The 15,730-nt window shown below is 71.8% G+C and carries 12 protein-coding genes; 8 read left to right on the forward strand and 4 right to left on the reverse strand.

The genetic code is table 11. From position 1 onward, the window contains the following. The first annotated feature begins 16 nt into the window (after positions 1 to 16). The 5 genes from AB0E24_RS19700 to hemB are packed head-to-tail and all read left to right on the forward strand — an operon-like array spanning position 17 to position 5,973. A complete protein-coding gene (locus tag AB0E24_RS19700; RefSeq protein WP_093701821.1) occupies positions 17 to 820 on the forward strand; it encodes a redox-sensing transcriptional repressor Rex in 804 nt (267 codons plus the stop codon). Continuing rightward, positions 817 to 2,286, forward strand: coding sequence for a glutamyl-tRNA reductase (locus AB0E24_RS19705; RefSeq protein ID WP_359378542.1), 1,470 nt, complete (start codon positions 817 to 819; stop codon positions 2,284 to 2,286). Before AB0E24_RS19700 ends, AB0E24_RS19705 begins: the two co-directional genes overlap by 4 nt. Then, positions 2,283 to 3,272: a hydroxymethylbilane synthase gene (gene hemC / locus AB0E24_RS19710; protein ID WP_079258514.1), complete on the forward strand. Its 990-nt coding sequence runs from the start codon at positions 2,283 to 2,285 to the stop codon at positions 3,270 to 3,272. Before AB0E24_RS19705 ends, hemC begins: the two co-directional genes overlap by 4 nt. After that, entirely contained in the window at positions 3,269 to 4,933 is a 1,665-nt protein-coding gene (locus AB0E24_RS19715) for a bifunctional uroporphyrinogen-III C-methyltransferase/uroporphyrinogen-III synthase (protein ID WP_102937678.1), read from the forward strand. Before hemC ends, AB0E24_RS19715 begins: the two co-directional genes overlap by 4 nt. Then, positions 4,930 to 5,973: a porphobilinogen synthase gene (gene hemB / locus AB0E24_RS19720; RefSeq protein WP_359378547.1), complete on the forward strand. Its 1,044-nt coding sequence runs from the start codon at positions 4,930 to 4,932 to the stop codon at positions 5,971 to 5,973. The genes AB0E24_RS19715 and hemB overlap by 4 nt, the downstream gene beginning before the upstream one ends. A 95-nt stretch (positions 5,974 to 6,068) precedes the next feature. Here hemB and AB0E24_RS19725 read toward each other — a convergent pair whose 3' ends face one another. Then, on the reverse strand, positions 6,069 to 6,689 hold the full coding sequence (locus AB0E24_RS19725; RefSeq protein ID WP_359378550.1) for a nucleoside/nucleotide kinase family protein: 621 nt from the start codon (positions 6,687 to 6,689) through the stop codon (positions 6,069 to 6,071). Between the two features lie 297 nt (positions 6,690 to 6,986). Between AB0E24_RS19725 and AB0E24_RS19730 the strand changes: the two genes are divergently transcribed. Further along, on the forward strand, positions 6,987 to 7,868 hold the full coding sequence (locus tag AB0E24_RS19730; protein ID WP_069865440.1) for a D-alanyl-D-alanine carboxypeptidase family protein: 882 nt from the start codon (positions 6,987 to 6,989) through the stop codon (positions 7,866 to 7,868). Positions 7,869 to 7,960: 92 nt separating this feature from the next. On the opposite strand, the gene AB0E24_RS19735 is transcribed toward AB0E24_RS19730, so the two are convergent. Continuing rightward, on the reverse strand, positions 7,961 to 8,560 hold the full coding sequence (locus AB0E24_RS19735) for an AMIN-like domain-containing (lipo)protein (protein ID WP_359378554.1): 600 nt from the start codon (positions 8,558 to 8,560) through the stop codon (positions 7,961 to 7,963). A gap of 209 nt (positions 8,561 to 8,769) precedes the next feature. Between AB0E24_RS19735 and AB0E24_RS19740 the strand changes: the two genes are divergently transcribed. Then, positions 8,770 to 10,269, forward strand: a complete 1,500-nt coding sequence (locus tag AB0E24_RS19740) for an alpha/beta hydrolase (RefSeq protein ID WP_359378557.1) — start codon at positions 8,770 to 8,772, stop codon at positions 10,267 to 10,269. Between the two features lie 177 nt (positions 10,270 to 10,446). Here the strand turns inward: AB0E24_RS19740 and argS are convergent, their stop codons facing one another. Then, positions 10,447 to 12,234: an arginine--tRNA ligase gene (argS, locus tag AB0E24_RS19745; protein ID WP_069865434.1), complete on the reverse strand. Its 1,788-nt coding sequence runs from the start codon at positions 12,232 to 12,234 to the stop codon at positions 10,447 to 10,449. A gap of 179 nt (positions 12,235 to 12,413) precedes the next feature. Here argS and lysS point away from each other — a divergent pair, with 179 nt between their 5' ends. After that, a complete protein-coding gene (gene lysS, locus AB0E24_RS19750; RefSeq protein ID WP_069865668.1) occupies positions 12,414 to 14,165 on the forward strand; it encodes a lysine--tRNA ligase in 1,752 nt (583 codons plus the stop codon). 81 nt (positions 14,166 to 14,246) lie between these two features. Here the strand turns inward: lysS and AB0E24_RS19755 are convergent, their stop codons facing one another. Beyond that, positions 14,247 to 15,722: a DUF2637 domain-containing protein gene (locus AB0E24_RS19755; protein ID WP_435865301.1), complete on the reverse strand. Its 1,476-nt coding sequence runs from the start codon at positions 15,720 to 15,722 to the stop codon at positions 14,247 to 14,249. Positions 15,723 to 15,730: the final 8 nt, after the last annotated feature.

Genomic DNA, 15,730 nt, shown 5'->3' on the forward strand with positions numbered 1-15,730 from the left:
TACCCGCAGGAGCACCGTGGCAACTGGCCGAACTCACCGACCGGCGACCCGCAGCCGAGGGATCCCCGAGGCCACCGTCGCCCGGCTACCGCTGTATCTGCGGGCCCTGACCGCGCTCTCGGAGCGCTCGGTGCCCACGGTGTCCTCGGAGGAGCTGGCCACGGCGGCCGGCGTCAATTCGGCCAAGCTGCGCAAGGACTTCTCCTATCTCGGTTCGTACGGCACCCGCGGTGTCGGCTACGACGTGGAGTACCTCGTCTACCAGATCTCGCGGGAGCTCGGGCTCACCCAGGACTGGCCGGTTGTGATCGTCGGTATCGGTAACCTCGGCGCCGCGCTCGCCAACTACGGCGGCTTCGCCTCCCGCGGTTTCCGGGTCGCCGCGCTGATCGACGCCGATCCCGCCATGGCCGGGAAGCCGGTCGCGGGCATCCCGGTGCAGCACACCGACGAGCTAGAGAAGATCATCACGGACAACGGGGTCTCGATCGGCGTCATCGCCACCCCGGCGGGCGCGGCCCAGCAGGTCTGCGACCGGCTCGTGGCCGCCGGGATCACCTCGATCCTCAACTTCGCGCCCACCGTGCTGTCCGTTCCGGACGGGGTGGACGTGCGCAAGGTCGATCTCTCGATCGAGCTCCAGATCCTCGCCTTCCACGAGCAGCGCAAGGCGGGCGAGGAGGTCGCCGCCCCCGATGAGGGCGCGGGGGCCGTGTCCCCGCCGCCCGTGTCGCCCCACCGCGCACCCCCCGGCGCTCCCGGCGCCGACAGCGGTCGGCAAGGACCTGACGGGGACGTGCCCGCCGTGATGCCGGCATGAGTCTCCTCGTCGTCGGACTGAGCCACCGCAGCGCGCCCGTGAGCGTGCTGGAGCGCGCCTCCCTGGTGGGGGACGAGCAGGCGAAGCTGGTGCAGGACACCCTCGCCGCCGAGCCCGCCACCGAGGCCGCGGTGCTGGCCACCTGCAACCGCATCGAGCTCTACGCCGATGTGGACAAGTTCCACGCCGGGGTCGCCGAGCTGTCCACCCTGCTCGCCCAGCACACCGGCGTCGGACTGGACGAGCTCACCCCGTATCTCTACGTCCACTACGAGGACCGGGCCGTCCACCACCTGTTCTCGGTGGCCTGCGGGCTGGATTCGATGGTCGTCGGCGAGGGCCAGATCCTCGGCCAGATCAAGGACGCGCTCGCGCTGGGGCAGGAGCTGCACACCGCCGGGCGGCTGCTGAACGATCTCTTCCAGCAGGCGCTGCGGGTCGGCAAGCGGGCCCACAGCGAGACCGGTATCGACCGGGCGGGCCAGTCGCTGGTCACCTTCGGCCTGGAGCAGCTGGCCCAGGGCGCGCCGGTGGCGGAGTGGGCCCGGGGCAAGCGGGCCCTGGTGATCGGCGCCGGTTCGATGTCCTCGCTTGCGGCGGCGACGCTCGCCCGCGCCGGGGTGGCAGAACTGGTGATCGCCAACAGGACGTTGGAGCGGGCCCTGCGCCTGGCCGAGTCCCTGGCCGAGCAGCACGCGGCCACCCCGGCCGCGGTCAGCGCAGTGGGTGAGGAAACGTTGCGCGGGAGTCTGGTGGCCCGCGCCGTGCCCCGGGACCGGGTCTCCGCCGAGCTGCCGCACGCCGACATCGTGGTGTCCTGTACGGGCGCGACCGGTCTGGTCCTGACCGCCGCCGAGCTGCGCACCGCGCTCGCCCAGCGCGCCGCCTGTCCGCCCGGGGCCCACCCCGCGGCGGCGGACGTCTCGCTGCTGGACCTGGCGATGCCGCGCGACATCGACGCCGCGGCGCACCGCGCCGAGGGGCTGCACCTGGTCGACATAGAGTCCCTCGCCGAGGCGGCCGCCGAGCCGTCCGGGGAGCCGGGCTCGTCCGCCGGGGCGATGGCCACCGACGTGGACAAGGTGCGGGCCATCGTCTCCGAGGAGGTGGCCGCCTTCGGGGCGGCCCAGCGTGCCGCGCATATCACCCCGACCGTGGTCGCGCTGCGTACCATGGCTGCGGACGTCGTCGCCAGCGAGATCGCCCGCCTCGACGGGCGCCTTCCCGATCTGGACGACAAGCAGCGCGCCGAGATCACGCAGACCGTGCGCAGGGTCGTCGACAAGCTGCTGCACGCGCCCACCGTGCGGGTCAAGCAGCTCGCGAGCACTCCGGGAGGCGCCGGTTACGCGGACGCCCTGCGCGAGCTGTTCGACCTCGATCCGCAGGCGGTCGCCGCCGTCAGCCGCGCGGACGGCTCCGCCCGCACCGCCGGACCGAACGACCCGAAGGGAGGCCGGGCATGAACGCCACCCCCTCACCCGCCGCCTCCGGCGGCGCTCCGCCGCTGCGCCTGGGCACCCGCCGCAGCGCGCTCGCCATGGCCCAGTCCGGCCTGGTCGCGGATCTGGTGCGGGACGTCACCGGGCGCCCCGTCGAACTGGTCGAGATCACCACGTACGGCGACACCTCGCGGGAGCACCTCGCCCAGATCGGCGGCGCCGGTGTCTTTGTCTCGGCGCTGCGCGAGGCGCTGCTGCGCGGTGAGATCGACCTGGCCGTGCACTCGCTGAAGGACCTTCCCACCGCGGAGCCTGAGGGGCTCGCGCTGGCCGCCGTGCCGCGCCGCGAGGACCCGCGCGACGCGCTGATCGCCCGGGACGGGCTCACCTTCGCCCAGCTTCCGCCGGGGGCCCGGATAGGCACCGGATCCCCGCGCCGCGCGGCCCAGCTGAACGCATGGGCCCGCTCCCTCGGCCTCGACATCGAGACCGTGCCGATACGCGGCAATGTCGGCACCCGTATCGGCTACGTCCGGTCCGGGCGGCTGGACGCCGTGGTGCTCGCCGCCGCCGGTCTGACCCGGCTGGGGCGGATCGGCGAGGCGACCGAGCTGCTCGATGCCGACCATGTTTTGCCCGCCCCCGGCCAGGGGGCCCTGGCAGTGGAGTGCGCCGCGTCCAGCGCCTCGCTCGCTGCCCGGCTCGCCGAGATCGACGACCCGTACACACGGGTCGCCGTGACCGCCGAGCGTTCCCTGCTCGCCGCCCTGGAGGCCGGTTGCAGCGCACCCGTGGGGGCGCTGGCCGACCTGTTGGGCGACGGTCAGGTTGTCACCGAAATGCGCCTGCGCGGCGTCGTCGGCACGCTCGACGGCACGACGCTGGTGCAGCTGTCCACCACCGGTCCCGTACCCGCGTCGCCCGGCGACGCCGCGGACCTCGGTCGCGTACTCGCGGCCGAGATGCTCGCCAAGGGTGCGGCCGGTCTTATGGGGGAGCGAGCACTTTGAACCCCAACGCCCCGAATCACCCCGGCTGCGGACACGTCACCTTTCTCGGTGCCGGCCCCGGAGATCCGGGCCTGCTGACCTTGCGCGCCGTGGAGGCTCTGGCCGCCGCTGACGTACTGATCGCCGACCCTCAAGTGCTCGACGTGGTGCGCAGTCACGTCAGGCCGGGCGTGGCCGCGGACGCTCAGGGCACGCCGCGGCAGGCGGACACTGATGGGTCATCAGGCACCGCCACCGTCCCGGTACTCCGGGACAGCGCCAATCTTGTCATGACAGCCGCGCGCGGCGGCAAGCGGGTCGTCCGCGCGGTCGCGGGCGACCCCGGCCTCGACGGATACGCCGCCGACGAGATGCTCGCCTGCGCCGCCGAGGGCATCGTCTTCGAGGTGGTGCCCGGTGTGGCCGCCGCGGTGGGCGTGCCCGCCTACGCGGGGGTGCCGCTGCGGTACGCCCACAGCGCCGATGTGCGCTTCGTGGACGCGCTGACCGCCGATGAGCGCTGCTGGAGCGAGATCGGCTCGTCCGACGCGACCGCCGTGGTCTCCGCGACCCTGGAGACGGTGGCCGCCGCCGCGGGGGAGCTGGTGGCCGCGGGCCGTAAGCCGGACACCCCGCTCACCGTCACCGTCGCCGGCACCACCACCCGCCAGCGGACCTGGTCCGCGACGCTGGGGACCATCGCCCAGGTGCTGAAGGCGGCGAAGGTGCTGCCGTCGCCGCAGGGCGGGCAGTCGGTGATAGCCGTGGTCGGGGAGCAGAGCGCGGCCGGTAAGCGCGATCAGCTGTCTTGGTTCGAGTCCAAGCCGCTGTTCGGCTGGAAGGTACTGGTGCCGCGCACCAAGGAGCAGGCCGCCTCGCTCTCGGACCAGCTGCGCGGTTACGGCGCGGTGCCCAGCGAGGTGCCGACGATCGCCGTGGAGCCGCCGCGCACCCCGCAGCAGATGGAGCGCGCGGTCAAGGGCCTGGTCACCGGGCGCTATGAGTGGATCGCCTTCACCTCGGTCAACGCGGTCAAGGCGGTGCGGGAGAAGTTCGAGGAGTACGGGCTCGACGCCCGCGCGTTCGCCGGGATCAAGGTCGCCGCGGTGGGCGAGCAGACCGCGAGGTCGCTGATCGACTTCGGGGTGAAGCCGGATCTGGTGCCCAGCGGTGAGCAGTCCGCGGCCGGGCTGCTGGAGGACTGGCCGCCGTACGACCCGGTCTTCGACCCGATCGACCGGGTCTTCCTGCCGCGTGCCGACATCGCCACCGAGACCCTGGTCGCCGGGCTGATCGAGCTGGGCTGGGAGGTCGACGACGTGACCGCGTACCGCACCGTGCGCGCCTCGCCGCCGCCGGCCGAGACCCGTGAGGCCATCAAGGGCGGCGGGTTCGACGCGGTGCTCTTCACCTCGTCGTCCACCGTGCGGAACCTCGTCGGCATCGCGGGCAAGCCGCACAATGTCACTGTCATCGCCTGTATCGGCCCGGCCACCGCGAAGACCGCGGAGGAGCACGGCCTGCGGGTGGACGTGCTGTCGCCCGAGCCCTCGGTGCTCAAGCTGGCCGAGGCGCTCGCCGACTTCGGGGCGGCGCGGCGCCAGGCCGCGATCGAGGCCGGGGAGCAGGTCACCCGCCCGAGCGAGCGACGGCCCGGTTCGCGGAGGAGGGCACGCTCTTGAGCACCACGTACGGCAGTTTCCCCGGTGCGCGGCCGCGCCGGCTGCGCACCACGCCCGCGATGCGGCGCATGGTCGCGGAGACCCGGCTGCACCCGGCGGAGCTGATCCTGCCCGCGTTCGTCCGCGAGGGCGTGACCGAGCCGGTGCCGCTGGAGTCGATGCCGGGCGTCGTCCAGCACAGCCGGGACACCCTGCGGAAGGCGGCGGCCGAGGCGGTCGCCGCGGGGGTCGGCGGGATCATGCTCTTCGGAGTGCCTGAGGAGTCCAAGAAGGACGCCGTCGGCACCCCCGGCACCGACCCGGACGGGATCCTTCAGCAGGCCATCCGGGACGTGCGCGCCGAGGTCGGCGACGACCTCGTGATCATGTCCGATCTGTGCCTGGACGAGCACACCGACCACGGCCACTGCGGGGTCCTGGACGCCGAGGGCCGGGTGGACAACGACGCCACGCTGGAGCGGTACGCGGAGATGGCCCGCGTCCAGGCCGACGCGGGCGTCCACACCGTGGGCCCCAGCGGAATGATGGACGGGCAGGTCCGGGTGATCCGTGAGGCGCTGGACGGCGCCGGGCACCAGGACATCTCGATCCTCGCCTACACCGCGAAGTACTCCTCCGCCTTCTACGGTCCGTTCCGCGAGGCGGTGGGCTCGTCGCTGAAGGGCGACCGCAAGACCTACCAGCAGGACCCGGCCAACGCCCGGGAGTCCCTGCGCGAGCTGGAGCTGGACCTGGCCGAGGGCGCGGACATGGTCATGGTGAAGCCGGCCCTGCCGTATCTGGACATCCTGCGGCAGATCGCCGACGCCGTGGACGTGCCGGTGGCCGCGTACCAGATCTCCGGTGAGTACGCGATGGTCGAGGCGGCCGCGGCCAACGGCTGGATCGACCGCGACCGCGCGATCATGGAGACGCTGACCTCGGTGCGGCGCGCTGGCGCGGGGATGATCCTCACGTACTGGGCGACGGAGGTCGCGCGGCGGCTGAACCGCGGGGAGTGGCACCGCGGGAGTAGCACCGCGGGAGTGGCACCGCGCTGAGCAGCTCGGTCACTCGGTGTCGGTCACCTCGGTGTCGGCGACTGAGCGTCGGTGACTGAGCGGCTCACCGGCTCCGTGGCTGAGGGCGCCGGTCGTCATCGGCGCCTGACCACGAAGTCGGCGGCCGCCCGCCCGGGGGCGACCAGCCGGGCGTTGGCCTCGTCGGAGGCGAGGACGAAGCGCTCGGCCTCGTCGCGCGCCTTGCCGAACCGCTCATGGCGGTCGATCAGCCGGCGCACCCGCTCCTCGGTGTCCAGGTCGACCCACCAGGTCTCGTCCAGCAGCTCGCGCACCGGGAGCCAGGGCGCCTCGTCCAGCAGCAGATAGTTCCCCTCGGTGATCACCAGCGGGATCTCCGGCGCCACCGGGATGGAGCCCGCGACCGGCTGTTCGAGCTCGCGGTCGAACCCCGGGGCGTAGACGACCTCCTCGGCGCGCGGCGCCCGCAGCCGCCGCAGCAGCGCGGCATAGCCGTAAGGGTCGAAGGTCTCCGGTGCGCCCTTGCGGCCGGTCAGGCCGAGCCTGCGCAGCTCGGCGTCGGCGAGGTGGAAGCCGTCCATCGGCACCAGGACGGCCCGGTCGGCGCCGAGGGCCTCGACCAGGTATTCGGCGAGGGTGGTCTTACCGGCCCCGGGCGGTCCGGCGATGCCGAGCAGACGGCGGCCGCCTGCGTCGGCCAGGCGCTGAGCGCGCTCGAGGAGTTGCTGGGGAGTCATAGCGGGCACTTTCGGCGATTTCGGGGATCTTACGGGACCGCGGGCCCGGGGGACTTACGGGGGTGCCGGACGTAAGGGCGCGGGATTTACGGGCGCGGGATTCACGGGATACGGATGCGCGGACGGGGCGCCGGCGCCGCCGAGTGGGCGGCCCCCGGATGCCCGCGCGGGGGAATTCGCGGGAAATCTCGGCAGAGAGCACATCCATCGGGCCCTCTCGTATGTCTGATCAGGGAGCGGCCCTGTGATGCGGCCGCCGGCCAGGGGCATTTGGAGATATTCACGTTGAAAACCGGCATGAAGGGACTTCGTCGCGTATCCGCGGTCGCGATCACCGCTGGAGCCGTGCTGACGGCGGGGGCGTTCACCGCCTCCGCGCAGGCCGCGACGACCGCTACTCCCACGATCACCGCCCAGGGCGGGTACGTGATGAACAACGGCACCGGGAAGAGCCTGTTCACCAAGGCCGCTGACACCCGTCGTTCCACCGGCTCCACCACCAAGATCATGACCGCTCGGGTGGTGCTCGCACAGTCGAACCTCAACCTCGACGCCAAGGTCACGGTCCAGAAGGCGTACAGCGACTACATCGTCGACAACAACTGGGCCTCCTCGGCCAAGCTGATCGTCGGCGACAAGGTCACCGTCCGCCAGCTGCTGTACGGGCTGATGCTCCCGTCCGGCTGTGACGCGGCGTACGCGCTGGCGGACAAGTTCGGCACCGGTTCCACCCGGGCGGCGCGGGTCAAGTCGTTCATCGGCAAGATGAACACCACCGCCAAGTCCCTCGGACTGACGAACACCCACTTCGACTCGTTCGACGGCATCGGGCACGGCGCCAACTACTCGACGCCGCGCGATCTGACCAAGCTCGCCAGCAGCGCGATGAAGTACTCCACGTTCCGCACGGTCGTGAAGACGAAGTCGACCAAGCAGAAGGTGACCACGAAGAGCGGTGGCTACCGCTACATGTCGTGGACCAACACCAACACCCTGCTGGGCAGCTACTCGGGCACCATCGGCGTCAAGACCGGCTCGGGCCCCGAGGCCAAGTACTGCCTGGTCTTCGCCGCCACCCGGGACGGGAAGACGGTCATCGGCACCGTCCTCGCCTCCTCCTCGGTGGACAACCGCACCGCGGACGCGAAGAAGCTGATGAACTACGGCTTCACCAAGTAGCCGTACGCGGCGGGCTCGCCGCATACGAAGGGCCTGCCCCGCGCACCTCATCGGGTTCGCGGGGCAGGCCCTTCGCCGTGGCTCCGGCCCGCTCAGCGCACCGCGTTCCACGAGTGCGCCACATCCACCACGACATGCCCGTCCGTCTGGAAGACCCGGAACGGCAGCCGTGCGCGCACCCCGAGGCCGACCTGGGTCTCACCCTCGAAGCTGGCGCCGAAGCGGGTGTCCCGGAAGGTCTGGTAGCCGTCGATGTCCACCCCCGGCAGCGGCTTGCGCGCCCGCCCGGGATACGACTCCCCGCCGGTCCCCGGGTCGTAGCTGGGCGCGGACACATGGATGTCCAGGATCGCCCCGCCGCTGACCGGGATCTCCTCGCCCGAGCCGTCCTGGTGCAGGGCGTCCACGTACTCCACGCGGTAGCCGACGCGATCGGCGGCCGTGGCGCCCTTCACGTCGAACACGATGCGGTCGTAGCACGTGTGCCGCCCGGTCCTGATGTTCTCCAGCGGCGCGTGCCCCGCCGGAGCGGCCGTCTTCTCGCCGCTGCCCCAGCCGGTCTCACAGGCGGCCGCCGCCTTGGCCGCCGCCTTGGCCGCCGTCGGTGTGACGGCCCCCGCCGTCCCCGCCGTCGCCGCCAGCGCGCCGCCCGCGAGCGCCATCGCCGCGAGCGCGGTCCCCCACCGTCGCATGGTCGAGCCCCCAATGGTCTGTAGATGACAGGTGATTCACGGGGTTGGACGGGCCGGGACGGGGAGAGGTTGTCCAGGTCCGGGAAATGTGTCGTGAATGCCACGTGCGTGCCCGTACGCCTGACGGGCCGTCGGGGGGTTATCCCCCGGACGGGTCGGCCGGTTGCCCGGATGGGCCGGGGATACCGGTTCGACCAGGCTTGTTCCCCATGAGACCGACGACCGGCAGAACCGCGGCGCTGGCCCTCGCCACCGCCGCCACCGCATCCCTCCTCGGTGTCGCGTCCGCGGACGCGACACCGGGACCGCCCGCCGATCCGACCGCCACCGCCCTCGACTGGGGGCCCTGTCCGGGCACCGGGCTCGACCCCCGCCAGGAATGCGCCGCGGTGAAGGTACCGCAGGACTACCGCGACCCCGGCGGGAAGCGGATCTCGCTCGCCGTCTCCCGCATCCCCAGCGAGCGGCCGCGGGCCCGCCGGGGCACCCTGCTGCTGATCCCGGGCGGCCCCGGATCGCCGGGTCTTGACCGGCCCACCACACTCGGCAAGCGGCTGCCGAAGCCGGTGCGGGACGCGTACGACATCGTGAGCTTCGACCCGCGCGGCATGGGGCGGTCCACGCACACCGGCTGCGAGCTGGACGCCGCCGATCTGTCGCTGCTCGCCTCCCGCCCGTGGCCCGCCCCCGGCGGCGACATCACGACGAACATCGCCACCGGCCGCCGCATGGCCGACACCTGCGCTCGCAACGGCGGCGAACTGCTGCGCACCATCAGCACCGTCAACGAGGCCCGGGACATCGACAGCGTCCGCCGGGCGCTCGGCGAGCGGAAGCTGTCCGCCTGGGGCGTCTCCTACGGGACGTATGTGGGCTCCGTCTACGCGCAGCTCTTCCCCGAGCACACCGACCGCTGGGTGCTGGACAGCAATGACGACCCGGACCCCGAGCGGGTGGAGCGCGGCTGGCTGGCGAACTACGCGGTCGGCGTCGAGGACACCTTCCCCGACTTCGCCGCCTGGGCCTCCGGCCCCGACAGCCCCGTCCGGCTCGCCCGGACCCCCGACGGGGTGCGCGCGAGGGTCCTGGACCTCGCCGCCCGGCTGGACGCGAAGCCGCTGCCGTGGCCCGGCGCCAACCCGCCCGAGCTGAACGGCAACGCGCTGCGCCAGAGCGTGCTGAACGCCCTCTACTCCCGGGACGACTTCGAGGGCCTGGCCAGGCTGATCGTCGACGCGGACGCGGGCGAGGCGCCCGGCGAGGCACCGTCCGAGCCCCCTCAGGACGCCATGGCCGTGTCCCTCGCGACCATCTGCAACGACGTGGAGTGGCCCACCTCCCTGCCCGACTACGCGCGGGACGTCGCCGCCAGCCGTAAGAGCCACCCGCTGACGGCGGGCATGCCGGTGAACGTCACACCGTGCTCGTTCTGGCATGACAAGCCGCGGGACAAGCCGGTGCGGATCACCGATCAGGGGCCGTCGAACGTACTGCTGGTGCAGAACAAGCGGGATGTGGCCACCCCGTACAGCGGGGCGCTCAATCTACGGCGCGCTTATGGGGACCGGGCCCGGATGGTCAGCGTGGACGCGATGGGGCATGGCGCGGCCTATGTGGAGAACGACGGCAGCGCCTGCGCGGACCGGAAGGTGACCGCCTTCCTGCTGACCGGTGAGCGGCCGGAGCGCGATGTGTTCTGCCGGTCATGAACGCGAAGAGCCGCCGATCCGCCGATGGACGCGCGGTGGTCCCGAGGGGCGCACAGCCGTTGTGATGGACGCACAGAGGTCCTGATGGACGCACAGTGATGGACGCACAGGGGTCCTGAGAACGCGCGGTGCCCCGCCCCCTCTTGCCGGGGCGGGGCACCGCGCGCTTCAGCGGGCTCAGAGGCGCTCGGGGGTGCGGATGCCCAGCAGGGTCATGCCCTGCCGCAGCGTCCGCGCCGTGATGTCGCACAGGAAGAGGCGGTTCTCCACCTGGGCCGGGCCGCCCTCCGCCTTCAGGACCGGGCACTGGTCGTAGAAGGTCGTGTAGAGCGAGGCCAGCTGGTAGAGATACCCGGCCAGCTTGTGCGGCTCGAACCCGGCGGCCACCTCGCGCAGCGTCTCCCCGAACTGGTCGAGGTGCAGGCCCAGCGCCCGCTCGGCCGGGGCCAGCCGAAGCTCGGGGTGGGCCAGCGGCCGCTGCCCCTCCCCGGCGCGGCGCAGGATCGACTGGATCCGGGCGTACGCGTACTGGAGGTAGACCGAGGTGTCGCCGTTGAGCGAGACCATCTGGTCGAGGTCGAACTTGTAGTCGCGCGATGCGGAGGTGGACAGATCCGCGTACTTCACCGCGCCGATGCCGACCTGGGCGCCGCGCTCGAGGATCTCCTCCTCCGTGAGGCCCAGCTTCTCGCTCTTCTCCCGGACCACGGCCGCGGCCCGCTCGGTGGCCTCGTCCAGCAGGTCCTCGAGCCGCACCGTCTCGCCCGCGCGGGTCTTGAACGGCTTGCCGTCCTTGCCCAGGACGGTGCCGAAGGCGAGCTGGACGGCGTGCACCTGATCATTGAGCCAGCCGATCCGGCGGGCGGTCTCGAAGACCATCTTGAAGTGCAGCGACTGACGGGCGTCCACCACATACAGCAGAGTGTCGGCCTTCAGGTGCTGCACCCGGTCGCGGATCGCGGAGAGGTCGGTGGCCGCATAGCCGAAGCCGCCGTCGGACTTCTGGACGATCAGCGGCACCGGCTTGCCCTCGGGGCCCTTGACGTCGTCGAAGAAGACGCACAGCGCACCCTCGGAGCGAACGGCGACGCCGGACTCCTCCAGCAGCCGGGAGGTCTCGGCCAGCATGTCGTTGTAACCCGACTCGCCGACCACATCGGGGTCGTGGATCTCGATGTCCAGCTTGTCGAAGACCGAGTAGAAGTAGATCTTCGACTCGTCGACGAACTTCCGCCACAGGGCGATGGTTTCCTCGTCGCCCGCCTGGAGATCGACCACCCGCCGCCGGGACCGCTCCTTGAACTCCTCGTCGGAGTCGAAGAGCGCCCGCGCGGCCTTGTAGAGCCGGTTGAGGTTGGACATGGCCTCCTGGCCGGAGGCCGCGTCCTTGTGGTCCAGCTCATGCGGGTGCTCGATCAGATACTGGATGAGCATGCCGAACTGGGTGCCCCAGTCGCCGATGTGGTGGCGGCGGACCACCTGCTCGCCCGCGAACTCCAGGATCCGCACCACCGCGTCGCCGATCACGGCCGAGCGCAGATGGCCGACGTGCATCTCCTTGGCCACATTGGGCTGGGCGTAGTCGATCACGGTGGTGCCGGGCGAATCCGCGCGCGGCACACCGAGGCGGTCGTCGGCGGCGCGGGCGGCGAGCGTCGCGGTGATCGCGGAGTCGGCGATCGTGATGTTGAGGAAGCCGGGGCCGGAGACCTCGATGTCCTCGATCACCGGATCGGGGTCGGCCGAGGTGGCGGCGACCGGAAGGTGCGAGACGACCTTGGACGCCAGCTCACGGGGGTTTCCCTTGAGCTTCTTGGCCAGCGCCAGCATTCCGTTGGCCTGGAAATCGGCCCGGTCGCTTCGTCGCAGCAGCGGGTCCGCGGAGCCGGCCTCCGGCAGGGCAGCCGAGAGGGCGTCCGCGACGCGCTGATGGACTGTAGCGGCGAGAGAAGGGACCGATGCCATGGATGAGGTGCCATTCCGATAGTGGTGGTATGGGCCAACCCAGTATTTCACGGCGGGTCCAGCGATTTCCCCGGCCTGTGGATAACCCGGGGCCACCGGGAGGCGCGGTGGGCACCTCAGGGCCGACCCTGTGGGTAACTCCGGAGGGGTCCGTTCCGTCTGGGACAATGGGCGGTGCCATGACCGCTAGGAAGGAAGTGCCGACCGTGGCTCAGAGCACCGAGACCGACTGGGTCTCCCGATTCGCCGACGAGGTCATTGCCGAGGCGGAGCGCCGCGCCCCGGGCAAACCTGTCGTCTGCGCCTCGGGCCTCAGCCCGTCCGGCCCGATCCACCTCGGCAATCTGCGCGAGGTCATGACCCCGCACCTGGTCGCCGACGAGATCCGGCGCCGGGGCTATGAATGCGTTCACATCCTGTCCTGGGACGACTACGACCGGTACCGCAAGGTTCCGGCCGGGATCGACCCCTCCTGGTCCGAGCACATCGGCAAGCCGCTCACCTCGGTCCCGGCCCCGCCCGGGTCGCCGTATGCGAACTGGGCGGAGCACTTCAAGGCGCCGATGGCCGAGGCGCTGCGGGAGATGGGCATCGAGTTCCACCCCATCAGCCAGACGGAGATGTACACCTCGGGGGCGTACCGCGAGCAGATCCTGCACGCGATGCGCCACCGCCGGGAGATCGACGCCGTCCTCGACCGGTACCGCACTAAGGAAAAGGCCGCCGCGAAGAAGCCTGCCAAGCAGCAGCAGAAGCCGGTCGACGAGGCCGAGCTGGCCGCCGCCGAGGGCTCGGGCGCGGCCGCCGAGGACGACGGCAGCGCGGGCGCCGGGGGCTACTACCCGTACAAGCCGTACTGCTCGGTCTGCGAGCGCGATCTGACCACGGTGACCTCGTACGACGACGAGACCACCGAGCTGGCCTACACCTGTGTGTGCGGCCACGGCGAGACCGTCCGCTTGAGCGAGCACAACCACGGCAAGCTGGTCTGGAAGGTCGACTGGCCGATGCGCTGGGCCTACGAGGGCGTGATCTTCGAGCCCTCGGGCGTCGACCACTCCTCGCCGGGCTCGTCCTTCGTGGTCGGCGGCCAGATCGTCCGCGAGGTCTTCGGCGGGGAGCAGCCCATCGGCCCGATGTACGCCTTCGTGGGCATCAGCGGCATGGCCAAGATGTCCTCCTCCAAGGGCGGTGTGCCCACCCCGGCCGATGCCCTGGAGATCATGGAGGCGCCGCTGCTGCGCTGGCTGTACGCCCGCCGTCGGCCCAACCAGTCCTTCAAGATCGCCTTCGACCAGGAGATCCAGCGGACCTACGACGAGTGGGACGCGCTGGAGCGCAAGATCACCGAGTCCACGGCCCAGCCCGCCGACGCGGCCGCGTACAGCCGCGCGACCCGCACCGCCTCGGGCGAGCTGCCGAGCACCCCGCGCCCGCTGCCGTACCGCACGCTGGCCTCGGTGGTGGACATCACCACCGGCCATGATGAGCAGACCCTGCGCATCCTCAGCGACCTCGACCCCGAGAACCCGGTGAAGTCCCTGGAGGAGACCCGGCCCCGGCTCGACAAGGCCGAGCGCTGGATCACCACCCAGGTCCCGGCCGACCAGCGCACCCGCGTGCGGGACGAGCCGGACACCGAGCGGCTGGCCGCGCTGGGCGACACCGAGCGCGAGTCGCTGCGGCTGCTGCTCGACCGCCTGGACGACCACTGGTCGCTGGACGGTCTCACCACGCTGGTCTACGGGGTGCCCAAGATCCAGGCGGGGCTGCCGCCGGAGGCCAAGCCGACACCGGAGCTGAAGGTCGCCCAGCGGTCCTTCTTCGCGCTGCTCTACACCCTGCTGGTCGGGCGGGACACCGGCCCGCGGCTGCCCACGCTGCTGCTGGCGGTGGGGGCGGACCGGGTGCGCAAGCTGCTCGCGGCCTGAGCGTTCCGCTCGTATCAGCCGCTCTCCGCTCCAGGGCGCCGGGCGGGTGGCCTCACGGCCCCCGCCCGGCGCCCTCGGCGTTTACGGAATGGCCTCGCGCTCCAGGCGGACGCGCTCCTTGAAGTCGTCCACGTACGCGGCCAGCTCGCTGTTGCTGAGGTCGTTCACGCCGTACGTCTCCCGCAGCCGCTGCCCGAACTGGTACGCGGAGGGGTACCGGCTGTGGTCGGCGAGGAACTGGCGGAAGGTCGCGTAGTAGACCTCCTCGCGCGGCACATCGTCCGGCAGCTGGTTCATCGGCTGCCCCGGCTGCTCCTCGTATGCGTAGCGCTCGGGCTCGCGCTGCTCCGGTACGTACACGCCCTGCTGGCTGCCCAGGCCCTCGCCGCCGAGCGGCCGCACCCGGCCGCCGGGCCCGACGGGCACGGTCAGCTGGTGCTGTTGGAGCTGGGGCTGTGCCTGTTGCGGCTGCGGCTGCTGGGGCAGCTGCTCGGGCTGCGCCGCCTGGCCCGGGACCTGCTGGTACTCCGGCTGGAGCTGCTGCGGCTGCTGTGGCTCTTGGAGCTGCTGGGGTTGCTGTGCCTGCTGCTCGACCGGTGCGGGGTGGGTGGCGGCCGGGTCGAAGGGCACGGCGTTCCGCCCGTCGTGGCCCTGCTGCCCGCCGGGCTGCTGGTACACCGGCAGGGGCAGTGAGAGCGGCAGCTCCTGCGTCTGGGGCTGTTCCGGGTGCTGCTGCGGGCCCCCACCGGCCAGGGCCCCGGGCGGGCCGTACGGGCCCGGCTGGGCCTCCGGGGACGCGCTCTGCGCCCCCGGCTCGCCCGCCCGGTCCGTCCGGCCCGGAGGGAGCGCGGTGGCCGACACCGCGGTCGGGTCGAGACCGGCCGCCGCGAGCCCGGCCGGTGCGGTGTCCGCCAGCGGCACCCCGTACCGCGCCAGCCGCAGCGGCATCAGCGACTCCACGGGGGCCTTGCGGCGCCAGGCGCGTCCGTAGCGGGCCCGCAGCCGGGCCTGGTAGACCAGCCGGTCCTGCTCCAGCCTGATGACCTCCTCGTAGCTGCGCAGCTCCCACAGCTTCATCCGGCGCCACAGCCGGAAGGTGGGGATCGGCGCGAGCAGCCAGCGGGTGATGCGGACCGACTCCATGTGCCGGTCGGCGGTGATGTCGGCGATCCGGCCGACCGCGTGCCGGGCGGCCTCGACGGAGACGACGAAGAGGATCGGGATCACGGCATGCATGCCGACGCCGACCGGGTCCGGCCAGGCGGCCGCGCCGTTGAAGGCGATCGTGGCCGCGGTCAGCAGCCAGGCGGTCTGGCGCAGCAGCGGGAAGGGAATGCGGATCCAGGTGAGCAGCAGATCCAGTGCGAGCAGGACCACGATCCCCGCGTCGATACCGATCGGGAAGACATTGGCAAACCTGCCGAAGCCCTTGTCGAGGGCGAGATCGCGCACCGCGGCGTAGGAACCGGCGAAGCCGATCCCCGCGATCACCACCGCTCCGGTGACGACCACGCCGGCCAGTATTCGGTGCATCCGTGTCAGTTGCATCGCGGCCACCCGCGACC

Origin of the sequence: Streptomyces malaysiensis subsp. malaysiensis, assembly GCF_040653035.1 — a bacterium.
In the GTDB taxonomy this organism is placed as follows: Bacteria; Actinomycetota; Actinomycetes; order Streptomycetales; family Streptomycetaceae; genus Streptomyces; species Streptomyces malaysiensis.